Annotated in this window: 27 protein-coding genes; 20 read left to right on the top strand and 7 right to left on the bottom strand. The window is 36.9% G+C overall.

Translation table 11 applies throughout. From position 1 onward, the window contains the following. The first annotated feature begins 260 nt into the window (after window positions 1-260). Together B8977_RS10570 and B8977_RS10565 are read left to right on the top strand one after the other, a co-directional pair. Window positions 261-851: an inorganic diphosphatase gene (locus B8977_RS10570; RefSeq protein ID WP_084017678.1), complete on the top strand. Its 591-nt coding sequence runs from the start codon at window positions 261-263 to the stop codon at window positions 849-851. A 48-nt stretch (window positions 852-899) separates the two neighbouring features. Beyond that, window positions 900-1,301 (top strand): hypothetical protein, encoded by a 402-nt coding sequence (locus B8977_RS10565; RefSeq protein WP_084017677.1) that lies wholly within the window; start codon window positions 900-902, stop codon window positions 1,299-1,301. Here B8977_RS10565 and B8977_RS10560 read toward each other — a convergent pair whose 3' ends face one another. Then, entirely contained in the window at window positions 1,302-1,685 is a 384-nt protein-coding gene (locus B8977_RS10560; protein WP_084017676.1) for a DUF423 domain-containing protein, read from the bottom strand. A 289-nt stretch (window positions 1,686-1,974) separates the two neighbouring features. Here B8977_RS10560 and B8977_RS10555 point away from each other — a divergent pair, with 289 nt between their 5' ends. Genes B8977_RS10555 through B8977_RS15010 form a run of 4 tightly spaced genes read left to right on the top strand, consistent with a single transcriptional unit; the run spans window position 1,975 to window position 5,057 of the window. Next, window positions 1,975-2,238, top strand: coding sequence for a FeoA family protein (locus tag B8977_RS10555; RefSeq protein WP_221405782.1), 264 nt, complete (start codon window positions 1,975-1,977; stop codon window positions 2,236-2,238). Continuing rightward, window positions 2,238-4,322 (top strand): ferrous iron transport protein B, encoded by a 2,085-nt coding sequence (gene feoB, locus B8977_RS10550; RefSeq protein WP_084017674.1) that lies wholly within the window; start codon window positions 2,238-2,240, stop codon window positions 4,320-4,322. Before B8977_RS10555 ends, feoB begins: the two co-directional genes overlap by 1 nt. Before the next feature lie 5 nt (window positions 4,323-4,327). Then, a complete protein-coding gene (locus B8977_RS10545; RefSeq protein ID WP_143736457.1) occupies window positions 4,328-4,849 on the top strand; it encodes a hypothetical protein in 522 nt (173 codons plus the stop codon). Between the two features lie 52 nt (window positions 4,850-4,901). Beyond that, complete coding sequence (locus B8977_RS15010) at window positions 4,902-5,057, top strand: FeoB-associated Cys-rich membrane protein (RefSeq protein WP_143736455.1); 156 nt, start codon at window positions 4,902-4,904, stop codon at window positions 5,055-5,057. Window positions 5,058-5,111: 54 nt separating this feature from the next. On the opposite strand, the gene B8977_RS10540 is transcribed toward B8977_RS15010, so the two are convergent. The 3 genes from B8977_RS10540 to B8977_RS10530 all read right to left on the bottom strand — a co-directional run bounded on the left by B8977_RS10540 (window position 5,112) and on the right by B8977_RS10530 (window position 7,818). Beyond that, a complete protein-coding gene (locus B8977_RS10540) occupies window positions 5,112-6,020 on the bottom strand; it encodes a hypothetical protein (RefSeq protein ID WP_084017672.1) in 909 nt (302 codons plus the stop codon). Between the two features lie 71 nt (window positions 6,021-6,091). After that, window positions 6,092-6,835, bottom strand: a complete 744-nt coding sequence (gene deoC, locus B8977_RS10535) for a deoxyribose-phosphate aldolase (protein WP_084017671.1) — start codon at window positions 6,833-6,835, stop codon at window positions 6,092-6,094. A 32-nt stretch (window positions 6,836-6,867) separates the two neighbouring features. Beyond that, window positions 6,868-7,818, bottom strand: coding sequence for an endonuclease/exonuclease/phosphatase family protein (locus B8977_RS10530; RefSeq protein WP_084017670.1), 951 nt, complete (start codon window positions 7,816-7,818; stop codon window positions 6,868-6,870). Between the two features lie 90 nt (window positions 7,819-7,908). Between B8977_RS10530 and B8977_RS10525 the strand changes: the two genes are divergently transcribed. The 9 genes from B8977_RS10525 (at window position 7,909) to B8977_RS10485 (ending at window position 14,813) form a co-directional block, all read left to right on the top strand. Further along, window positions 7,909-8,514 carry a trimeric intracellular cation channel family protein gene (locus tag B8977_RS10525; protein WP_084017669.1) on the top strand — a complete coding sequence of 202 codons (606 nt, stop codon included), beginning with the start codon at window positions 7,909-7,911 and terminating at the stop codon, window positions 8,512-8,514. Between the two features lie 7 nt (window positions 8,515-8,521). After that, complete coding sequence (hutG, locus tag B8977_RS10520) at window positions 8,522-9,466, top strand: formimidoylglutamase (protein WP_084017668.1); 945 nt, start codon at window positions 8,522-8,524, stop codon at window positions 9,464-9,466. Window positions 9,467-9,474: 8 nt separating this feature from the next. Continuing rightward, the gene (manA, locus tag B8977_RS10515) at window positions 9,475-10,449 is read left to right on the top strand and encodes a mannose-6-phosphate isomerase, class I (RefSeq protein WP_084017667.1); all 975 of its coding nucleotides are present in this window, start codon (window positions 9,475-9,477) and stop codon (window positions 10,447-10,449) included. A gap of 93 nt (window positions 10,450-10,542) precedes the next feature. Then, window positions 10,543-11,457, top strand: a complete 915-nt coding sequence (locus B8977_RS10510) for a mevalonate kinase family protein (protein WP_084017666.1) — start codon at window positions 10,543-10,545, stop codon at window positions 11,455-11,457. A gap of 4 nt (window positions 11,458-11,461) precedes the next feature. Beyond that, on the top strand, window positions 11,462-11,722 hold the full coding sequence (locus B8977_RS10505) for a GNAT family N-acetyltransferase (protein WP_084017665.1): 261 nt from the start codon (window positions 11,462-11,464) through the stop codon (window positions 11,720-11,722). Between the two features lie 3 nt (window positions 11,723-11,725). Beyond that, window positions 11,726-12,634, top strand: coding sequence for a geranylgeranylglycerol-phosphate geranylgeranyltransferase (locus B8977_RS10500; RefSeq protein WP_245828531.1), 909 nt, complete (start codon window positions 11,726-11,728; stop codon window positions 12,632-12,634). A gap of 173 nt (window positions 12,635-12,807) precedes the next feature. Then, window positions 12,808-13,680, top strand: a complete 873-nt coding sequence (locus tag B8977_RS10495; protein ID WP_084017664.1) for a pseudouridine synthase — start codon at window positions 12,808-12,810, stop codon at window positions 13,678-13,680. Between the two features lie 113 nt (window positions 13,681-13,793). Continuing rightward, a complete protein-coding gene (locus tag B8977_RS10490; RefSeq protein ID WP_084017663.1) occupies window positions 13,794-14,363 on the top strand; it encodes a PepSY-associated TM helix domain-containing protein in 570 nt (189 codons plus the stop codon). 138 nt (window positions 14,364-14,501) lie between these two features. Next, window positions 14,502-14,813 (top strand): 7(1) septoil knot domain-containing protein, encoded by a 312-nt coding sequence (locus tag B8977_RS10485; protein WP_143736453.1) that lies wholly within the window; start codon window positions 14,502-14,504, stop codon window positions 14,811-14,813. On the opposite strand, the gene B8977_RS10480 is transcribed toward B8977_RS10485, so the two are convergent. Genes B8977_RS10480 through argB form a run of 3 tightly spaced genes read right to left on the bottom strand, consistent with a single transcriptional unit; the run spans window position 14,810 to window position 17,149 of the window. After that, window positions 14,810-15,292, bottom strand: coding sequence for a tetratricopeptide repeat protein (locus B8977_RS10480; protein ID WP_084017661.1), 483 nt, complete (start codon window positions 15,290-15,292; stop codon window positions 14,810-14,812). The two genes, B8977_RS10485 and B8977_RS10480, sit on opposite strands and share 4 nt — an antisense overlap. Window position 15,293: 1 nt before the next feature. After that, window positions 15,294-16,361: a M20 family metallo-hydrolase gene (locus tag B8977_RS10475; protein ID WP_084017660.1), complete on the bottom strand. Its 1,068-nt coding sequence runs from the start codon at window positions 16,359-16,361 to the stop codon at window positions 15,294-15,296. Continuing rightward, on the bottom strand, window positions 16,358-17,149 hold the full coding sequence (gene argB, locus B8977_RS10470; protein ID WP_221405781.1) for an acetylglutamate kinase: 792 nt from the start codon (window positions 17,147-17,149) through the stop codon (window positions 16,358-16,360). Before argB ends, B8977_RS10475 begins: the two co-directional genes overlap by 4 nt. Window positions 17,150-17,374: 225 nt before the next feature. Here argB and B8977_RS10465 point away from each other — a divergent pair, with 225 nt between their 5' ends. From B8977_RS10465 to B8977_RS10445, 5 genes are all read left to right on the top strand, one after another. After that, a complete protein-coding gene (locus B8977_RS10465; protein WP_084017659.1) occupies window positions 17,375-18,034 on the top strand; it encodes a GNAT family N-acetyltransferase in 660 nt (219 codons plus the stop codon). A 14-nt stretch (window positions 18,035-18,048) separates the two neighbouring features. After that, window positions 18,049-18,498: an arginine repressor gene (locus B8977_RS10460; RefSeq protein ID WP_084017691.1), complete on the top strand. Its 450-nt coding sequence runs from the start codon at window positions 18,049-18,051 to the stop codon at window positions 18,496-18,498. After that, window positions 18,495-19,676: an argininosuccinate synthase gene (gene argG, locus B8977_RS10455; RefSeq protein WP_084017658.1), complete on the top strand. Its 1,182-nt coding sequence runs from the start codon at window positions 18,495-18,497 to the stop codon at window positions 19,674-19,676. Before B8977_RS10460 ends, argG begins: the two co-directional genes overlap by 4 nt. A 67-nt stretch (window positions 19,677-19,743) precedes the next feature. Beyond that, window positions 19,744-20,754: an N-acetyl-gamma-glutamyl-phosphate reductase gene (gene argC, locus B8977_RS10450; RefSeq protein ID WP_084017657.1), complete on the top strand. Its 1,011-nt coding sequence runs from the start codon at window positions 19,744-19,746 to the stop codon at window positions 20,752-20,754. Between the two features lie 30 nt (window positions 20,755-20,784). Further along, a complete protein-coding gene (locus B8977_RS10445) occupies window positions 20,785-21,096 on the top strand; it encodes a four helix bundle protein (protein ID WP_084017656.1) in 312 nt (103 codons plus the stop codon). Window positions 21,097-21,122: the final 26 nt, after the last annotated feature.

The following is a 21,122-nucleotide window of genomic DNA, read 5'->3' as shown; positions in this document are numbered from 1 at the left end:
CACGGCAGGATGCCGCTAAGCGATAGGTTGGTTCTCATAATCTTAGTTTTAACGAATTCCAAACTTAATTAATTATGTTAAGGAAAACAAAAAAACTTGAGAAATATGAGAAATGTCAGGTTAAAAAACAAAGATTACTCTAATATTTTACTTGACTCCTTAAATTCTTGATCTCCGGAGAACTTCATTTATACTGAGAATGTTCATTAAATTATATATTAACTTAAGTATATTTGTATATCAATTCAAGCATTACCACCATGAAACAAATCTTTATCCTGTTCATTTCAGGGTTGTTGCTTCTTTCTTGTGAAGAAAAAAATATGAAAAACCTCCCCTTCAAATCAGAATCCGGATTCTTCAATGCACTCATTGAAATACCCGCCGGAACCAACAAAAAATACGAATACAATACCGAAGACCTTTCTTTCGAAGTCGACCAGCGCGATGGCAAAGACCGCATCATACCATATCTTCCCTATTTTGCAAATTACGGTTACATCCCTTCTACCCTTTCTGATTCAACCAAAGGCGGAGACGGTGATCCTGTAGATATTTTTGTCATCAGCGAAGCATTGTCACAAGGAACTTTGATTCCCATCATTCCCATCGCTACTGTAAAACTAATCGATGACAACGAAGAAGATTACAAAATTATAGCAGTTCCTGCCGACGAAACTTTAAATGTTTTACACGTTAAAACTTTTGAAGAATTAAAATCAAAACACCCATCCATCATTACCATCATCGAAACATGGCTTGCCAATTACGATACCGACCCGCTGAAAATCAACGGATGGCTCGACCAAAAAGAAACCGAAGATTATATAATCAAAAATTCTCAAAATTAAACTACGAATCATTTATTGCAATATATTTGTTCTGAAAAACTTAATTAAATGAAAACTTTACTTTTCTCATTCTTATTGGTTGCATCTTATTTTGTAAATGCACAATTGACCGTAACGACCAACTTTCGCGAAGATGGAGTTTGGGACGAAAAAGCCGGAAAATGGAACATCGATTCCACAGAAGACGGAACCACTATCATGAATTTCAATACAGAATTGACTTCTTTCAGACACATTACCGGAAGCATTTCATCCACTTATACAATCCTTAAATGGGACTATGATGAAAATGAGGTTTTGTATGAAATGGATATAAAAAGCGATGTCGGCAACGAATATGAATTCTTAATCGACGGCATCAACGAATACGTGATTTTCTTCTATTATGACAATGCCGGCAGATACCGCATGGTTCGCCACACGATCAAGGAAACCTGGTTTGATGAATAATCAATTTCTCTTAACGAAATAAAAGATAAGCAAAACCCAGCCGACAATCATAAACAATCCACCCAGCGGTGTGATGGGTCCGAGCCATTTCAGGTTTGCACCCCAATGGTCGGCAAATGATAAAAGGTAAATGCTCACAGAGAAAATGAAAGTTCCTGCGATGATGCACCATGCCGCACTTTTTTCCAATGTGGTTTGAAATTGGAGAAATAATCCGATAGCGACCAAAAGCAATGCATGGTACATTTGGTATTTTACGCCTGTTTCAAAGCTTGCGAGTTTTTCTGCCGGAAGGATTTTTTTGAATGCATGTGCACCAAAAGCTCCTAAAATAACCGAAGTCATACCATATAAACCTCCGATTGCCAATACCAATTGTTTCATCTTTTTTAATTTGTAACGAAGATAAAACAGTTTTAAGTTTTTGGTGGAATGAATTTTATCACGAAAGAATTAGATTTTTTACTGAGATTGGGGTTTTCCCCGCGGCAAGGATAGTAATGAAAAGCCCGGAATGGAGCGGAGTGCAACGAAGCGATATGAGGACTTGCAATGTATAGCCTGATCCCGTTGGCTGAAATATTGAATGAAATAACGGGTTTTTGTTCCTAACGGGAGCCGCCCAAAAGCAATTAAACCTCATTATTTAGATTAATTATAATTAAATATCTTTGTGAATCACACATTCGAACCAAAAATGGATTTGCAAAAGACAATAGCGCATCTCAAAATAGATGAATCTGCGAGGATAAGTGGTTATACATCAGAGGAAATTCCCGTAAAATTATATGAATTGGGATTGCTTCCCGGTTCTGAAATTATTTTGAAAAAAAGGCTTCCATTTGGCGGTCCGATTTGCATTCAGATGACAGAAAATGACAATTTGATTGCGCTGAGAAAATCTGAAGCCAGTTCCATTTTAATTGAATCTATCTGATGAACGAAAAGAAAATCACACTCATAGGAAATCCCAATGTGGGAAAGTCTTCTTTGTTTAATTTGTTGACGGGATTGCGCCAGAAAGTCGGGAATTATCCGGGAATGACGGTGGAAAAAAAGACCGGATTTTTTTCTCATAACGGTCATAAATACCAGCTGATTGACCTTCCTGGAACGTATGGGATTTATCCGACTTCGTTAGATGAACAAGTGGTGACTGATATTTTGAGCAATCCGGCACATAAACAGCATCCGGATTTGGGAGTTGTGGTGGCTTCGCCTGATAATTTGAAAAGGGCGATTTTACTTTACCAGCAAGTTCGTGAGTTGAGAATTCCTGCCATTTTTGTGATCAACAGAATTGATGAGGCAGAGAAAAACGGAATTCAGATTGATTTAATACAATTGGAAAAAATCCTGCAAACCAAAGTTTTCACAACCGATGCCCGAAGCGGAAAAGGTTTGAATGAACTGCAAAATGCTTTGGCTGAAAATGTTTCTGAATATTCTGAATCTTATACAATCCCGAATGAATTTTCGGATAAAATTAATTTCATCAAGGGTAAATTCTCTATTCAAAATAATTACAAAGCCTGGCAATTTCTGTCGCAAAAAGAAATCAAAACGATTTCGGTGGAAGAACAATTTGAAATTGATAAATTAAAACAAGAAAATAAAATCATTGCTAAAAGGCTACAGGTAAAAGAGACCATTGACAGATATGAATCCATCAACCTTCATTTAGAAAAAATTTTCACCCAATCTGCTGAAAAGAAAACTTCATTTACCGAAAAATTAGACAATATTTTGATTCATCCGGTTTTAGGATATGTGATTTTCTTTGGTTTATTGATGTTGATTTTCCAGGCAGTTTTTGCGTGGTCGGGACCATTTATGGATTTCATTGACGAATCTTTTGCATGGCTTACCGGCACAGTCTCCGAAAGCCTTCCCGAAGGTCCGGTTAATGGGCTTTTAACCGATGGAATCATCGCCGGAATTGGCGGAATTGTGATATTCGTACCACAAATTGTCATTTTGTTTTTATTCATTTCCATCATGGAAGAGTCCGGTTACATGAGCCGAGTTGTTTATCTGATGGATAGGTGGCTGAAGCCTTTTGGGCTCAGTGGGAAAAGTGCTGTTCCATTGATGTCCGGTGCAGCTTGTGCAATTCCTGCGGTCATGTCTGCTAGAAACATTGAAAACGACAAAGAGCGTTTGATTACGATTCTCGTTACGCCGTTTATGACTTGTGCGGCGCGATTACCGATTTATGTTGTGATCATTGGTTTAATCATTCCTGAAGAAAAAATATATGGATTTAATATGCAGGGAATTGCATTGTTTGCAATGTATCTCTTGGGAATTTTTGGTGCATTGGGAAGCGCGTGGATTTTGAAAAAAATCATCAAAACCAATTTCAAAAGTTACCTCATCATGGAAATGCCGACTTATAAGCTTCCGGTTTGGCGAAATGTATTGCTCACCGTTTGGGAAAAATCTTTGGGATTCGTTGTCGGAGCCGGAAAAGTGATTCTTGCCATCAGCATCATTCTTTGGGTTTTAGGAACTTTTGGAATAGGAGAAAATTTCAACACTGCGGAAGAAATCGTAACTGCAAAAAATCCAAATCTCGCCGATGAAGAATTGGAAAATGAAATCACTTCTTATAAACTCGAATATTCATTTTTGGGTTATTTAGGAAGAACGATTGAACCTGCAATCGAACCTTTGGGATATGATTGGAAAATGGGAATCGGATTGATTTCTTCGTTTGCGGCTCGTGAAGTTTTCGTAGGAACGATGGCTACAGTTTACAGCTTAGGAGGAACCGATGATGAATTGACCATCAGGGAACGAATGGCAAAAGAAATCAATTCCAACACAGGAAAACCAGCATATAACTTGGCTTCCGGCGTTTCATTGTTGTTGTTTTATGCATTTGCGATGCAGTGTATGGCGACGATAGCGATCGTTCGAAAAGAAACGGATTCGTGGAAATGGACTTTTATACAAATCGTTTTCATGACCGGATTGGCTTATCTTGCGGCATTAATGGCTTATCAGTTTTTGAAATAATTTATATGAAAATTCTTTTAAGATTTTGTTTTATAATGCTCATAGGGTTGATTTTCAATTCTTGTGGAACTTTAAAATTTAATAAAACGAAAGAATTTGTAAAATTCAATTCCTCTATCTCAGAATTGAGTGGTAAATATTATGGTAATTCAGAATCCACAAAAAGAAACAACAATCATTCAATCAACATTTTAAAATTGTTTAATTTGGAAGGAGAGGCTGATGTTATCAATTTGTCTATTGATCAAGACAAAGTCAAACTAACTTATTTACAAGGTGCTGATAATAAAGAAGTTGTCCTTGAAGGTAAAATGAAAAATAAGTTTATGGAAATTTATTTCAAAAAAAATCAGACTGTAATTCCTTTGTTGTACAGCCAAATTGAAGTGGACAGAATCCGGATCGGAAAAGACAAAGAGGGGAATTTGGTCATCATGAATTATGCGGAACACTCCGGCAATATTTTATTTATGGCTGCAGGACATTATGATGAACTGCCTTTTATATTTAAAAAATCTGATATGTAGATTCACATTATTATTCTTTTATAATTAAATAACTTTGACTCAAATTTAAAACATGTTCTGGACAATCATTCAATATGTATTTATCGCTGTCGTTTTTATAATTGCAGTTTTGTATATGACAGGAATGTTCCGAAAATCTTTCGGTTCTAAAAATAAATCCTGCTCAAAAGGTTGCGGATGTGATACACCTGCCGACAAAAAAGAATAAAAAACCGGAAACTTTTTCTGCTTCCGGTTCCTATATTTTATCTAGTTAATTCTCTTAATTAACCGGGACATCAATTTCCCCATCTGTAATTTCAATTTCTTCGTCTGTCCCTCCTACAAATTTCTTGATGGTTCCGATGAAAGTACCTTTTACCCTTCCGTTCGCTCCTTCGGTAATTTCAGTAATGACAAGTGTAAATGGTAAGAATGTTTCAGTCGCTGCATCATAGTTGCTGTAAACATCATTCGGATTCCCTGAAGTTCCCAGTGTAACCTGAACTACAACTTCGTCTGCTTCAGTCAAAGTTCCAACTTCCAATCCTTCAGGAACTGTTATTATTAAATTTTGCATTTCCGCATTTTGACCTGAAATCGTTGCATTGGTTACATTTCCGGCTGCAACTGCGTCTGTACTGAAATCTAATAAAACATTGTCAAATTTAGCTTTCAAGATTCCATCGCCTCCATCAACAAGTGTAAAAGGCAATTCTTTGAATTGACCATTGGTTATAGTCAAGGTTTCATCTGCCAAAGAATTATAAACTTCTCCCGTGAAAGTACCGCTTACAACTCTGTCTGCCATATTTAATTCTGTAATTCTAACTCTAAGAGGAAGTATTTGACCAGTCGCACCTAAATTCATAAAAGTACCTGCATCACCACCCATCATAAGCATAATTACAGCTCCAGTTGCCTGCGTATATGTGGCTTCTGCAAGTGTTGCAGGAAAAGATATACTAATGGTTTGCCCTTCTTCATTTGCGCCGTTGATGCTAGTTGCTACATCATTGGAGTTGACTGAGGTTGTTTCGCTGAAGTCAGTAAAAACTCCGTTTAGTTCGGCTGTATAAGTTCCGGGTAAGATCGGTGTTTGAAATTCGTCTCCGGGTGTAATTAGTTCACTATCCGAACAACTTTGTAAAAATCCGAAAATAGCCAAAACAAGAAGGCAATATTTATTCATTTTTTTAATTTTTGCTAAAATTAGTATAAATAACTTTATGTTCTTAAACGGATTTTAAGAAAAAGTATTGTTTAATAATTATTCTTAACTTCTTCTCCCAAAACAATCTGCAATGCAGAGGAAGTTCCGATTCTTTTTACACCTAAACTGATCATGGCTTCAGCTTCCGCTTTTGTTTTCACTCCGCCTGCAGCCTTTACCGGAAGCGGACTGGCATTTTCAAGCATGATTTTGATAACGTGCTCATTTGCTCCATTTGGTTTCCCGTCAACAGTTTCAAAAAATCCTGTAGATGATTTTACAAAAATATTTTCCACCGGAAATGCTGAAAGTTTTTCCAAGTAAATTTCTTTGATTAATAAAGAGAGTTTAGCAATTTCATCATCTGTCAAAGCTGCAGTTTCGATAATCCATTTAACCACTTTTTCCTCTTTCAACCCTAAACGTGAACACAACTCAACCTCTTCCCTTACTTTTTCCTCGTTGCCTTTTTTGAAAGCAGTATAGTCAACTACAAAGTCCAGTTCATCTGCGCCGTCACCGATTGCTTTTTGCGCTTCTGAAATTTTTTCAGTTACCGTTCCTTTTCCTTCCGGAAAATCAATCACAGTTCCCAGTTTTACAATTGCATTTTTTTCTTCAATCAGCATACGTACTGAACGAACATAATCAGGACGAATCATTACCGCAAAAAAACCATTCGAGATTGCTTCTTCTGTAAGTGCATGCACTTTTTCCAAAGTTTTAGAATCCGACAACCCACTTTGCTTAGAGTTTTTCAGGTAAGTTGAGTCAAGATAATCTGATAACTTCATTTGTATAATTCATTTATTTAGGGGGCGCAAATTTAGTAATTTAAAATGGCATAAACGGGAAAATGATCACTATATCCACCCAAATATCTGTTTCCGGCATAAGTTCGGAAAGGCGAACCTGAAAATCTTCTGTCGTTGTCTTGAATCAATTTATCCTTGAAAACATCTGTTTTTAAACAAACTATTCCACTCATAGATTGAAAAAAAGCATGTGAAAATAAAATCTGATCAAATAAAATCCATTTTCCTGCATGTTTGAGCGAGCCTGTATTTTTGCGTAATTCAAACATTGGATTGTACAATTCATGCGGTTCCATTTGATTCACATCTCTTGTTTTCAAAATATCTACCGCATCCAAATCATCCGGATTTCCGTTCATATCGCCCATCAAAATTATGTAAGGATCTGATTCTTCTGCGTAAATTTCGTCCATTCTACTTCTGATTTTATTTAGAATTAAATTTCTGAAATCACGGTTGACATCATCATCTCGACGCGATGGCAAATGCATCACAAACGTATGAATCAAGTGTCCTTCCAAATCAAACTGAACATACAAAACATCGCGTGTAAAATCAGTCGGATCGCCGAATTCAGGATACGTATTTTGCAAAGCCTCAACTTTTAAAGGATGAATTAAGTCTGACCTGTAAATCAATGCAGTGTCAATTCCTCGTTCGTCCAGGGATTCAAAATGAATGAATTCATATTTAAACTCTTCTAAAAATTCAGAGTGAATCAAATCGTTCAAAACATTTGCATTTTCAACTTCAGCCAACCCCACAAATAAAGGCGGATTACCGGTTTCAGCCAAGCCCAACTGACTGATTGCCTGTCCAATTTTTTTCACTTTGATCCGGTAGCGGTTTTCCGTCCATTTTTTTCTGCCATTCGGCGTGAAATCAACATCATGTTTAAATTCATCATCGTTGGTATCAAAAAAATTTTCTGTGTTGTAAAACGCTATCGAAAAATGGTTCATCCAGTTTAAATTTAAAAAATCAGGTGATAAATCTACAAATGATTTTTCTTTCTTTACTTTTACATTCGCATAAAATTTAGAATTTAATATATGCCGATTCAGTATTATTTTGAAATTATCGGAACCGTCGTGTTTGCTATTTCCGGAGCTTTGGCTGCCGGGGAAAAATCCGGACAAGACTGGTTTGGAGTAACTTTCGTCGGATTCATCACCGCAATCGGCGGCGGTAGTCTGCGTGATATGCTTCTGGGAAGTTATCCTTTGGTGTGGATCAATGATGTGAATTTCATTTATGCAATCATCTTGGGTGTCGTTTTGATGCGTCTTTTTTATGCTTCACTTCAACGTTACAGACGAACTTTGTCACTTTTTGACACGATGGGAATTGCCCTTTTTACCATTTTGGGTACCGAAAAAGCGCTCGAATTTGGCGTTCATCCGGTAGTTGCAGCAATTATGGGAATGTTCTCAGCCGTCATGGGTGGTGTGATTCGCGATACTTTGACAAATTCTACTCCGGTTATTTTCCGAAAAGAAATTTATGCAACAGCTTGTTTGGCAGGAGCAATTTTATTTTTAATTTTAAATTATTTTGACGTCCACAGAACTTTCAATTTCTTAATTTCCGGAGGATTGATCATAACCATAAGAATTTTAGCTGTTTACAACAGATGGAGCATTCCGAAATTCAAATAATTTACACATGATTGAATTTGCAAATCAAAATATATGGACCGGAAGGTTTGATGATGAAGATGGCGAATCTGGATTGCGCTGGCATCAAGTTATACAAACACAAACTTTTGACAATTTACGATCCGTACAGGAACCACACATTGCATTATTGGGATTTCGTTCAGACGAAGGCGTGCGAAGAAACAAAGGAAGAGTTGGTGCGAAAAATGCGCCTGATTTTATTAGAAAAGCTTGTACCAATTTGCCTTATTCCAAAGAAAAACAAATTCCCATTTCAGATTTTGGAAATGTAGTTTGTGAAGAAACTGATTTGGAAAGTGCAAGAAAACAGCAAATTGAATCTGTTTCAGAATTACTTCAAAAAAAATATTTCCCCATCATTTTAGGGGGCGGACATGAAACTGCTTTGGGAAATTACCTCGCTTTGGCAGATAATTTTGAGGATATTGGAATCGTCAACATCGACGCACATTATGACTTGAGAATTCCAGTAGAAGGAAGCACTTCAGGAACTCCCTTTTTTGAAATGGCTCATTTTTGTCAAGAAAATAATCGCGAATTCCATTATTTCTGCGTGGGAATTCAGCCGACAGGAAATACAGAAGCGCTTTTCCATAGAGCAAATGAGTTGAATGTAGAAACGGTTTTGGCAGATGAAATTCATTCAGATTTAAAACAAACTTTACATCAGCTTGAAAAATTTTTAGAGAAACATTCCGTTATTTATTTGAGTTTGGATTTAGATGTTTTGGACGGAGCTTTTGCGCCTGGAGTCAGTGCTCCCTGCGCCAATGGATTAACTCCTTTTCAAGTCAAATCAATCATTCAGAAAATAATTCAATCCAACAAGATTAAACTTTTTGATGTGGTGGAATTAAATCCGGAGTTTGACCAAGATAACCGAACCGCGAAATTGGCGGCTCATTTTTTGCAGGAATTTACAAAAGCATAATTTATTAAATGATTTCAGAATTATATCCACTAAAGTTCAAACCAATTCCACAATATAGAATTTGGGGTGGAAATAAATTAAATCAAATTTTACCCAAGGAATCTCAAATAGAGAACTTAGGTGAAATCTGGTGTTTGTCTGGTATTACTGAAAATGTAAGCGTGGTAGAAAACGGAGATTTGAAAGGTAAAAATCTGAATGAAATCATTGATACATTTCAGGGAAAATTACTTGGAAAAAAGGTTTGGGGAAAATTTGGAAATGATTTTCCGCTTTTGATAAAATTCATTGATGCTGCAGAACCGCTTTCTGTACAGGTTCATCCCAATGACGAACAAGCCAAACGTCTGCACAATTCTTTTGGAAAATCGGAAATGTGGTATATCATGGATGCGGAAAAAGATGCGGAATTGATCATCGGATTTGAAAATGGAATTACAAAAAAAGATTATTCTGAACATTTAAAAAATGAAACTTTAGAAGATATTCTGCACAAAGTTATAGTAGAAAAAGGCGACGCGGTTTACATTCCGGCAGGGAGAGTTCATGCAATTGGAAGAAGAATTGTGTTGGCGGAAATCCAGCAGACTTCTGATATTACTTATAGAATTTACGATTACAACCGTATCGACAAAGACGGTAAAAAACGTGAATTACATACGGAAATGGCATTAGACGCAATTGATTTTAATCCGATTGAAAACATCAAAACCGATTATTCCAAAAAGGAAAATGAATTTTCTGAATTAATCAATTCGCCTTATTTCACAACGCAGATTTTTGAAGGAAATGAATCCGTTCAAATGAATTCAAATGATGAATTCAAAATTTACGTCTGCACCGAAGGAAATGTAAAATTCAAAACTGAAAATTCAGAAATCGGATTAAAAAAGTACGAATGCCTACTGATGCCTGCTGAAATTTCTGATTATGAAATCATTCCAGAAAATAACTCTACTTTGATTGAAGTGAAGGTTCCTTGAACCAAATCACAATAAACAACGGCACACAATTTGCTTTTAACATAACATTGAGAATCAAATAATTCGTATATTTGCAACGCAATTGAAAACCCAATGAGAAACCCTTTATTCTACGCTAAAATCCTTCTTTTCGGAGAATACGGCATCATCGAAGACTCCAAAGGTCTGACGATTCCTTACAATTCTTACAAAGGCTCGCTCAAATTCAACAAAAAATCTACCGGAAAAATTTCCAACGAAAGCATAGACCGTTTTGCAGAATATCTGGAACAAAATTTCGGAGATGAGTTTGACATGGAAAAGCTCAATGCCGACATCGACAAAGGAATGCATTTCGATTCGACGATTCCTCAAGGTTACGGTGTGGGAAGTTCAGGAGCTTTGGTGGCAGCAATCTACGAGCGGTATGCCATTAATAAAATTGACATTGCTGATGGAATTACAAAAGGTTTAATTTCTCAGTTGAAAGAAACTTTTTCTAAAATGGAATCATTTTTCCACGGAAAAAGTTCAGGGTTGGATCCATTGATTTGTTATTTGAATTTACCATTGTTAATCAATTCAAAAACAGACATTTCAACCATTGGAATCCCGGAACAAAAAGAAGGAACGGGCGCAATTTTCTTGGTAAACTCAGGTGCACCGGGCGAAACCGCACCTATGGTTCAGATTTTCTTTGACAAATTAAAACAAGAAGGATTCCGAAATACCTTGAAAGAAGAATTCATTAAATACAACAACGCTTGCATAGATTCGTTTGTCAAAGGAGATTTCAATCCTTTGTTCAGCAATTTGAAAAAATTATCTACCTGGGCATTTCTACACTTCAAACCCATGATTCCCCAACGTCTTTTGGACGCTTGGCAATATGGAATTCAAACCAACTCATACTACCTGAAACTTTGCGGTTCGGGCGGTGGAGGCTACGTTTTAGGTTTCACCAAAGATTACGAACAGGCAAAACTTCATTTGAAAGAATTTGATACTGAAGTAATTTATAAATTTTAGAAACATGGAACGTTTTACATTCGAAGAAGACGATCTCGGAGGTGCATTTTACCTTTTCGAAGACGAAACCAATATTGGAGAAGTTACATTCAGGAAAAGACGCGAAGACGCAATTTCCATCAATCATACCTACGTTAAAAAAGAATTTGAAGGCAAAGGTTACGGTAAAAAACTTGTAGACAAAGTCATCGAATACGCCAAAGAAAATGAACTCAACCTTTCGGCAACATGTTGGTTTGCAGACAAAGTAATCCAATCTGCATAAAAAATGGACAAGCTCAGTTTGCGAAAATTACTTGTAAAAACCCTGGCGTTGTTTACAGTCATTCGCAGCTACAACATTGCGATGCTCATGCTCGCGCAGTATATGGCGAGTTTGTTCATATTCAACGAAGGCAAAAACCACCTCGAAATCCTTTTTGATAAAAACCTTTCCTTCATCGTTATCGCATCGGCTCTAAGCGCGGCGGCAGGCTACATCATCAACAATTTTTATGATTTAGAGAAAGATGCCATTGACAGACCACTGCAACATTACATCGAAAGATTCATCTCGCAGAATTTCAAGCTCAATGTTTATTTAGGCTTAAATATCCTCGCACTCGGAATTGCCTATTTTGCCTCTTGGCGCGTGATGATTTTCTTTTTTGTGTACCAATTTTTAGTTTGGTTTTATTCCCACAAAATCAACAAAATTGTTTGGCTCAACAACATTTATTCAGTCATCCTGATGGTCTTTCCGTTTTTCGCATTGTTCATCTATTACGAAAACTTGGCATCTATCATCTTTCTCCACGCCGGGTTTCTGTTCATGCTTTTGCTCATCACCGACATCCTCAAAGATTTCACATCCGCCACCGCCGACACGATTTACAATTACAGCACACTGCCCGTCATCTATGGCGAGAAAAAAACAAAAACCATCCTCACCATCCTGATTATCCTCAATTCCGCGCTCGCCGCCTACATGGGCTACGATAGCGACACAGGCTATATGCGCTACTTTTTCCTCTTCAGCTCAATGCTCATGTTGCTGCTTTTGATACCGCTTTTGAGCTCTCGATCCAAGACCAATTACAAGATATTGCACCTGACATTCAAACTATTAATCGGATTCGGCATCTTCAACATGGTGTTCATTGATATAAATCCCTTAGCTTTGCAAAAGATAATTTAAACTCGGGCGTGTCGCGTTGTGATTGAAAATTCATAACAAAATCAAGATCGAAGCACACCGCGACCGGGCTATACGCTGCAAGTCCTCGCCATATTTCATGATGGCTCCGGGCTTTCCGCTGCTATCCCTCACGCAAACTAGAAACCGAGTAAAACATCATTTACATAACAATTATGAAAAAAAGACAGGAAAAGCGTGATGCTTCCCCGAAAAAACCGGGCGCAAATTTAAACTCAAAGCCGGGTTTCAAAAAACCGGACGCAAATTCAAAACCGAATTTCAAAAACCCCGGAAAACCTTTCAAACCCCGTTTGAAAAAAGCACCGGTTGACGACGGAACCATCCGCCTCAACAAATACATTTCCAACGCTGGTATCGCTTCCAGACGCGAAGCCGACGAACTCATTAAAAGCGGACTCGCAGAAGTAAACGGAAAAGTAATCACCGAAATGGGCTTCAAAGTACAGCCCGGAGACGTCGTGAAATTTGACGGAAATACCATTTCCGCAGAGAAAAACGTCTATGTTTTGCTCAACAAACCCAAAGGTTTCATCACCACAACCAAAGACGAAAAAGACCGCAAAACGGTTATGGACTTGATTGCCAACGCTACCACAGCCCGCATTTTCCCCGTAGGTCGTTTGGACAGAGCGACAACAGGTTTGTTGTTGTTTACCAATGATGGTTATCTGACTAAAAAATTGACGCATCCAAGCCACTCGGTAAGAAAGATTTACCATGTAAAACTGAACAAGAAACTGACGCATGCCGACATGGACGAAATCAAAAAAGGCGTTCGTTTGATACCGGAAGGAATTGCGGAAGTGGACAATATTTCCTTCATCGAAGGCAAGCCGAAAGACGAAGTAGGTATCGAAGTACACATCGGCTGGAACCGTGTTGTACGTCGAATCTTTGAGAAATTAGGTTACGAAGTAGAATTGCTTGACCGTGTTTCTATAGGCGGGTTGACCAAGAAAAACCTCAAACGCGGCGATTGGAGACACCTCACCGAACAAGAAGTTAACTTTTTGAAAATGTTATAATTAACCAGTGAATTTATTGACGCATGTCATTCCGAGGTACGAGGAATCTAAGATAAATAAGTTTTTAGATTTCTCATTGCATTTCACTACATTCGAAATGACAAATAAAAAATATGCCCGATAAAAGCAAAAGACAAAAGCAAGCCCGCCTGCTTAGGATTTTCAGGAAAATCCACCGGACGACGGGCGCTCTTTTGTTCATCTTTTTCTTTGTGGTTTCCATCACCGGACTGCTTTTGGGATGGAAAAAACACAGCGATGGGATGATTCTTCCCAAATCTTATCAAGGTACTTCAACCGATTTGAAAGAATGGTTACCACTTGATAGTTTGCACAAAAATGCATGTAAAATCATGCATGATTCCATTTCTCCTGAATTGTCACTTGAGCTGGAGCGAATCGACGTGCGCAAAGACAAAGGCATGGTAAAATTCGTGTTCATCGACCATTTTTGGGGCGTTCAACTGGACGGCGCGACGGGTGAATTGCTCCACATCGAAAAAAGGCGTTCCGACTTCATCGAAAACATCCATGACGGTTCGATTCTCGATTATTATTTCAAAACGGACGGAGAAATTTTTAAACTCATTTATACTACTGTGATGGGATTGGCTTTGCTGACCTTTACTGTCACGGGATTCTGGCTGTGGTATGGTCCGAAAAGGATGCGAAGAAATTCGTAAATTATTTTGAAATTAATTCTTACATTTATTTTAAATAAAAATTGTGTTCTTAGTGATTTATATTGTACGCCTTGTGGTTAAGATTCATCACTAAGTTCACTAAGATTTTCACAAAGTCCACAAATTAAATTAATTGAAATGAAAACCTTAATCATCCTTGCCACCACTTCCCTATTTACTTTGTTCAGCTCCAACCCCATTGATGATGACTGCACCTGTAAAGGATTTAAATTATATGGAAAAATTAAAATAGTCGAAAACTTCCCTGACCTCACAGTGAAAGTGGTAGAGAATTTTCCTGATTTGAAAGTCAAATTGGTTGAGAATTTCCCTGACAAATGCGGTCAGTGGAAAATGGTTGATAATTTCCCAGATACCAAGATTAAATTCGTAGAAAACTTTCCTGATGTTACTATTAAATATGTGGAGAATTTCCCTGGAAAGCCTTAATCATTTTCTCTGATTGAATTAATCATTCTTATTCCTGTTTGTGCGATTCCATTTTTAGGAAATTCATTCAATACTCGATTATAATATTTTTCTGCTTCGTTGACATTTCCAATTTGTCCATAACAAAATGCAATGTTACACAAACCCATTTCTCTGAAACCCATTTTGGAAGAATTTAACAACACTAAATAACGGTATTTGTCAAGCCAGCTATGTTTCGTAAAAAACTGAATGCTTTTTTTATATTCAGCAATGGCTTCCTGGAATTTTAGTTCTTTCGTTAATTTAATTCCTTTGCGGTGATTTGTGGGAATTAGGTTTCTCAGTAAAAATGAAATCATCAGATAGCTTAATGCTCCAAATAGGATGAATTGCTCAACACTCAACAAGTAAAAAACAAAGACCAGCAGCCACATGAATAATAATTGTGGAATCAATGCCCACCAAGCAACTTGCCTTATTATAGGAGTATTTGCCATATTAAATTTTATCAAAATTAAATCCGTTCAAAAGAGCAATGTATCGGTCGATTCCGTTTTCAATCTCGGAAATTAAAATGAATTCATCGGGGGTATGTGAACGCGCAGAATTGCCCGGACCAATTTTCACCGTATCAAAATCCATCATCGCCATATCCGATAAAGTGGGCGAACCATAAGTTTTACAACCCAGCGAAATTCCTTTCTGAACAATCGGATGGGCGATGTCTATTTTGGAAGAGTTCAACCGAAGTGAACGAGGATTGACTTCTGATTTGATATGTTTTTTCACAACATCAACTACTTCCTGATTGCTGTACAGTTCATTTACACGTACATCGACTACCATTTTGCAGGAATCCGGAACAACATTGTGCTGCTTTCCGGCTTCGATTTGCGTGACGGTCATTTTTACAGGGCCAAGCATATCGGAAACATTTTCAAACAGATAATTTTTAAACCATTCAATGTCTTGTAATGCTTCATAAATGGCATTTACGCCTTCGTTTCTGGCAGCATGGCCGGTTTTCCCTTTGGCTTCCACTTCTAAAACCACAAGTCCGCGCTCAGCAATTGCCATGTCCATTTGCGTGGGTTCACCAACGATTCCTAAATCGATTTTTCCTAATTTCGGCAAAATGCTCGCAACATTTTTCTGCCCTGAATTTTCTTCTTCCGCAGTGATTGCCACAATTAAATTAAATGGCAATTTTTTGTCTGAAAAATAAAGAAATGTCGCCAGTAAACTTACTGCGGAAGCCCCTGCATCATTACTTCCCAAACCAATCAGCTTATCTCCGTCGACGGTTGCCTGCAAAGCATTATAAGTCCAGTTTGCACCAAATTTGACTGTATCATGATGAGAATTCAATAAAATTGTTTTCTTGGATTCATCATAATTCGGATGAATGCTCCAAACATTGTTGTCTTGACGTTGTGCTTTTGCTCCGTTGGATTTTAAAAATTCGAAAATCAAATCAGCGGTTTTGTCTTCTTCGCCTGAAAAAGATTGGGTTTCAATCAATCGTTTCAGGAGTTCGACGGCCTTATTTTTTAATTCTTGACTCATATCAGCTTAGTTCCAATTTCGTTACCAACATTAGAAGCATGTTGGATGTAAACACTCTTAACTCCCGAATTTATGACTTCAAAAGCATTGTCCAATTTAGGAATCATTCCATCGGAAATGATTCCATCTGCTTTTAATTCCTGATAAAATTCAAAATCCATTTCGAGAATTAATGAAGACTCATCTTCCAGATTTTTCATCACGCCTTTTTTGTCAAAACAGAAATGAAGCTCTACCTCCCATTCTTCATTTTTTGCTAATTCTTTGGCAATAGCAGAAGCGATCGTGTCGGCGTTAGTATTGAATAATTGCCCATTTCCGTCGTGTGTAATGGCGCAAACCACGGGAAGATTTCCATTTTCTACCAACAGATTTAAAATTTTTCCGTTGACCGAATTCTCCTTTAAGTCTCCAGCAAAACCATAATCGATGTCTTTTACAGAACGCTTTACTGCATTAATTAAATTGGCATCGGCACCCGACAATCCAATTGCATTTTGATTGTATTTATTTAATTGAGCAACTATCGTTTTATTCGTGATACCTGCATAAAAACCAACTACCACTTGCAAAGTTTCCGCATCGGTAATGCGACGGCCGTCAATCATTTTGGGTTCGATGCCCATTCTCTTTAGTTGATTGGTCGCACCTTTCCCGCCACCGTGCACCAAAATTTTAGCACCTTCTACTTTAGAAAAATCTTCAAGGAACTGGTTTAATTGATCTTGATCGTCAATGATTCCACCTCCTATTTTGAAGATTTTCAAAGAATTAGTTATTTTTTTCACGAATTATTAAAATTTTAACGTTACAAAAATAAAGTTTTTATAACTTTGCACCTCAGTAAATAACTGAATGTTGATTAATGCACAAAATATTAAATTTTCTTTCTCCCGAGGGTTCCGCCCAGTCGGGCTTTAGTATTTTTTACCTTTCTCAAAAGGTGTTGGTAGTTCCAATTACTTTTATTTTTTCCTTTTTTTTATTAATCAACAAATCTCCTTTCATTTAAAATGTACGTAAGGACAGCTAATATCAACGATATCCAATACGCAGATGAGCTTTGTATTTGGTATGAGGAATCAGCGAAACAAAGAAAAACCGGAATCGCAAAACGGGATCCGATTTACATCCGAAAAAAGATGGAAACCGAAAATGCAATCATCGCATTTGATGATGATGGCTTGCTTGCCGGATTCAGCTATATCGAAACTTATGAAGAAGAAAAATTCGTAGTCAATTCAGGATTGATTGTGCGTCCCGATATGCGTGATTCGGGCATTGGTCGCAAAATCAAAATGTCGATTTTTAAATTATCCCGGACAAAATTTCCAAATGCCAAAATTTTCAGCATCACAACGAGTCTAGCTGTGATGAAAATGAATTATAATTTAGGTTACAAGCCTGTCACTTTTTCTGAAATTACCCAAAGTGAAGATTTCTGGAAAGGTTGTCAAGGCTGCAAAAATCATGATATTCTGATGGAAAATGAGCGCAAAATGTGTTTGTGTACAGGTTTGGTTTATGATAATTTAAATGATCAGTTTGCGCAGTCCAAATCCAAACAAATAGAACTCGAATTACAATCGTTTAGAGAAAATATTGAAATGAATAAATATTCATCTTTATTAAATTTTTTTACTAAAAAATCAAAGAAAAAGCCCGATAATTGAATAATTATTCCAAAATGAGTGAAAAATTATACAGACAAGATTTAATTAAAGATTTGATTTCAAATAATGAAATCAGTAATCAGGAAGAATTAATCAAACAGCTTTTGGTGAAGGAAGTTGTTGTTACACAAGCGACTTTATCAAGAGATTTACGAGAATTAAAAGTATCGAAGCTTCCCAATTCCAAAGGAAATTACATCTACCAATTGACCGAAATAGAATCGAAAGAAATTTCCACAGATTCGGAAACGCTTGCCTTCACGGGAAATTTAGCAGTCTTAAAAACACGTCCCGGATTTGCGAATCGAATTGCCATCGAAATTGACCAGTTGAATTCGAAACAAATTCTTGGAACTATTGCTGGTGACGATACGATTTTCATCGCATTGCAGGAAAATTTCAACCGACAAAACCTCATCCGTCAAATCGAAAATTTAATTCCCAATATTAAAATCATAACATGAGTAAAAAAGCTGTATTGGCCTATAGCGGCGGACTGGACACTTCTTATTGCCTTGTAAATCTCACGCGCGAAAAAGGATTTGAAGTGCATACCGTAATTGTAAACACAGGCGGATTCTCAAAAGAAGAATTGGAATCAATTGAAAAAAGAGCTTATGAATTAGGCTCTTTTCACCACGAAACGATTGACATCACCCAAAAGTATTTCGACGATTGTCTTCGTTTTTTGATTTACGGAAACGTTTTGAAAAACAATACCTATCCGCTATCGGTAAGTGCTGAAAGGATGTTTCAGTCAATCGCAATTGCTGAGTATTCTAAAAAAGTAGCTGCCGAATACATTGTGCACGGTTCAACCGGAGCCGGAAATGACCAAATCCGATTTGATGTTGCTTTTGCAGTAATTTCTCCGAAATCCCAAATCATCACCCCCATCCGTGATGAGCGTTTGACAAGACAACAAGAAGTTAATTATTTGCTGTCACAAGGCGTAGAATACAGCTGGGAAAAAGCAAAATATTCTATCAATGTGGGAATTTGGGGAACTTCTGTCGGTGGTGTGGAAACTTTGACTTCAAACCAATCTTTACCGGAAGATGCTTATCCGACTCAACTTTCAAAATCTGAACCTCAAACCATTGAAATTGAATTCAAAAAAGGAATTCCTTTTAAGTTAAATGGAGAAACTTTGAGTCCCGTTGATTTGATCCAAAAATTAAATGAAATAGGAGGAGGTTATGCCATCGGACGTGACACACATGTAGGCGATACAATTCTTGGAATCAAAGGACGTGTCGGATTTGAAGCTCCTGCCGCAACTTTAATCATCAAAGCGCATCATTTATTGGAAAAACATACCTTGACCCGCTGGCAGTTGTTGCACAAAGATTCTTTGGCAAACTGGTACGGAACCTTGTTGCATGAAGCACAATATTTGGATCCTATAATGCGTGACATCGAAGCTTTTTTAGAATCTTCCCAAAACCACGTAAGCGGAAAAGTTATTTTGAAATTGCATCCATATAGGTTTGATTTGATCGGAGTTGAATCTCCTTTTGACATGATGCAATCCAAAATAGCAACTTACGGAGAAGATATGGATGCGTGGGATGGTCGCGATGCGAGGGGATTTATTAAAATATTTGGAAATCAGTTGAAAATTTACCATTCATTCGAGTAATAAGTTATGAGTTAAAAGTTGTAAGTTTTCTCACGACTCAAAACTCAAAAACTCAAAACTTCATAAAATGACTCAAAACACAGAACTCAAAACTCAAAACACAATCAAAGCCAGCATCGTAGGCGGAGCCGGATACACAGCAGGGGAATTGTTGAGAATACTCATCAACCACCCTCATGTGGAAATCACGTCGGTTTATAGTACTTCTAATTCCGGAAATCCAATTACAAAAGTTCACGATGATTTATTGGGAGAAACGAATTTGATTTTTTCAGATAAAATTGATGTGGAATCTGACTTGGTTTTCCTATGTCTCGGACATGGAAAGTCATTTGAATTTTTAGCAAAAAATAAATATTCTGAAACGACAAAATTCATTGATTTAAGTAATGATTTCAGAGCCGCTCCGAAGCAAAATTTTGAAGATAGAAATTTCGTTTATGGTTTACCTGAATTAAATAGGGATCAAATCATTTCCGCTCAGAACATCGCCAATCCGGGATGTTTTGCGACAGCAATTCAATTAGCCATTTTACCTCTGGCAGAAAAAAAATTACTTCATGATGACATTCACATCAATGCAGTTACAGGCTCTACGGGCGCTGGGCAAAGCCTTTCTGAGACCTCGCATTTCAGTTGGAGAAATAATAATGCTTCGTTTTATAAAGAATTTTCACATCAACACGAAGCCGAAATTTATCAGTCAATTTATCAATTAGAAAATTCATTCAACAATAAAATTTATTTCCTGCCCATGCGCGGCGATTTCACAAGAGGAATTCTCGCAGGCGTTTATTTAAAATCTGATTTGACTGAAATAGAAGCAATTGAAATTTATAAAAATTATTACAAAGAACATCCGTTTACAATTATTTCTGATACAGAAATTGCGCTGAAACAAGTTGTGAATACCAATAAATGTTTACTTCAAATTCAGAAACATGATGATGTTTTATTAATTACATCCATCATCGATAATTTGACAAAAGGTGCTTCGGGACAAGCCGTTCAGAATATGAATTTGATGTTTGGGTTTAAAGAAAATTTAGGATTGAATTTGAAAAGTTCTAAGTTTTGAGTTTTAAGTATTGAGTTAAATTTAAACACTATGCAAGATTATAGAAAATTACAAGTATGGCAACGTTCACATTCTCTGACGATTGAAATTTATCAAATCAAAAGAGCAATATCTTCTGTTCCTGCAAATATTGCAGAAGGTTGTGGTAGAAATTCAAACAAAGAATTTGCTCAATTTCTGAATATTTCATTGGGCTCGCTAAACGAATCAACTTATTTCCTGCTTTTAGCAAAAGACTTAAATTATATAAATGTAGAATTATTCGAAAATTTAAATAATGAATGTAATGAGATCAAAGCAATGATAATTTCTTTAATTAATAAAATTAGAAATGAAAACTAGATCAAAACTCATTACTCACCACTCAA

The organism is Moheibacter sediminis (genome assembly GCF_900176425.1).
GTDB lineage: Bacteria > Bacteroidota > Bacteroidia > Flavobacteriales > Weeksellaceae > Moheibacter > Moheibacter sediminis.
This window is presented reverse-complemented; position numbering and strand designations above follow the sequence as displayed.

What these genes read in the sequence shown, in the direction of transcription:
- B8977_RS10570 (WP_084017678.1), top strand. Translation starts at nt 261, where the DNA reads ATGAAACAAATCTTTATCCTGTTCATTTCAGGGTTGTTGCTTCTTTCT.
- B8977_RS10565 (WP_084017677.1), top strand. Translation starts at nt 900, where the DNA reads ATGAAAACTTTACTTTTCTCATTCTTATTGGTTGCATCTTATTTTGTA.
- B8977_RS10560 (WP_084017676.1), bottom strand. Translation starts at nt 1,685, where the DNA reads ATGAAACAATTGGTATTGGCAATCGGAGGTTTATATGGTATGACTTCG.
- feoB (WP_084017674.1), top strand. Translation starts at nt 2,238, where the DNA reads ATGAACGAAAAGAAAATCACACTCATAGGAAATCCCAATGTGGGAAAG.
- B8977_RS10545 (WP_143736457.1), top strand. Translation starts at nt 4,328, where the DNA reads ATGAAAATTCTTTTAAGATTTTGTTTTATAATGCTCATAGGGTTGATT.
- B8977_RS15010 (WP_143736455.1), top strand. Translation starts at nt 4,902, where the DNA reads ATGTTCTGGACAATCATTCAATATGTATTTATCGCTGTCGTTTTTATA.
- B8977_RS10540 (WP_084017672.1), bottom strand. Translation starts at nt 6,020, where the DNA reads ATGAATAAATATTGCCTTCTTGTTTTGGCTATTTTCGGATTTTTACAA.
- deoC (WP_084017671.1), bottom strand. Translation starts at nt 6,835, where the DNA reads ATGAAGTTATCAGATTATCTTGACTCAACTTACCTGAAAAACTCTAAG.
- B8977_RS10530 (WP_084017670.1), bottom strand. Translation starts at nt 7,818, where the DNA reads ATGAACCATTTTTCGATAGCGTTTTACAACACAGAAAATTTTTTTGAT.
- B8977_RS10525 (WP_084017669.1), top strand. Translation starts at nt 7,909, where the DNA reads ATGCCGATTCAGTATTATTTTGAAATTATCGGAACCGTCGTGTTTGCT.
- hutG (WP_084017668.1), top strand. Translation starts at nt 8,522, where the DNA reads ATGATTGAATTTGCAAATCAAAATATATGGACCGGAAGGTTTGATGAT.
- manA (WP_084017667.1), top strand. Translation starts at nt 9,475, where the DNA reads ATGATTTCAGAATTATATCCACTAAAGTTCAAACCAATTCCACAATAT.
- B8977_RS10510 (WP_084017666.1), top strand. Translation starts at nt 10,543, where the DNA reads ATGAGAAACCCTTTATTCTACGCTAAAATCCTTCTTTTCGGAGAATAC.
- B8977_RS10505 (WP_084017665.1), top strand. Translation starts at nt 11,462, where the DNA reads ATGGAACGTTTTACATTCGAAGAAGACGATCTCGGAGGTGCATTTTAC.
- B8977_RS10500 (WP_245828531.1), top strand. Translation starts at nt 11,726, where the DNA reads ATGGACAAGCTCAGTTTGCGAAAATTACTTGTAAAAACCCTGGCGTTG.
- B8977_RS10495 (WP_084017664.1), top strand. Translation starts at nt 12,808, where the DNA reads ATGAAAAAAAGACAGGAAAAGCGTGATGCTTCCCCGAAAAAACCGGGC.
- B8977_RS10490 (WP_084017663.1), top strand. Translation starts at nt 13,794, where the DNA reads ATGCCCGATAAAAGCAAAAGACAAAAGCAAGCCCGCCTGCTTAGGATT.
- B8977_RS10485 (WP_143736453.1), top strand. Translation starts at nt 14,502, where the DNA reads ATGAAAACCTTAATCATCCTTGCCACCACTTCCCTATTTACTTTGTTC.
- B8977_RS10480 (WP_084017661.1), bottom strand. Translation starts at nt 15,292, where the DNA reads ATGGCAAATACTCCTATAATAAGGCAAGTTGCTTGGTGGGCATTGATT.
- B8977_RS10475 (WP_084017660.1), bottom strand. Translation starts at nt 16,361, where the DNA reads ATGAGTCAAGAATTAAAAAATAAGGCCGTCGAACTCCTGAAACGATTG.
- B8977_RS10465 (WP_084017659.1), top strand. Translation starts at nt 17,375, where the DNA reads ATGTACGTAAGGACAGCTAATATCAACGATATCCAATACGCAGATGAG.
- B8977_RS10460 (WP_084017691.1), top strand. Translation starts at nt 18,049, where the DNA reads ATGAGTGAAAAATTATACAGACAAGATTTAATTAAAGATTTGATTTCA.
- argG (WP_084017658.1), top strand. Translation starts at nt 18,495, where the DNA reads ATGAGTAAAAAAGCTGTATTGGCCTATAGCGGCGGACTGGACACTTCT.
- argC (WP_084017657.1), top strand. Translation starts at nt 19,744, where the DNA reads ATGACTCAAAACACAGAACTCAAAACTCAAAACACAATCAAAGCCAGC.
- B8977_RS10445 (WP_084017656.1), top strand. Translation starts at nt 20,785, where the DNA reads ATGCAAGATTATAGAAAATTACAAGTATGGCAACGTTCACATTCTCTG.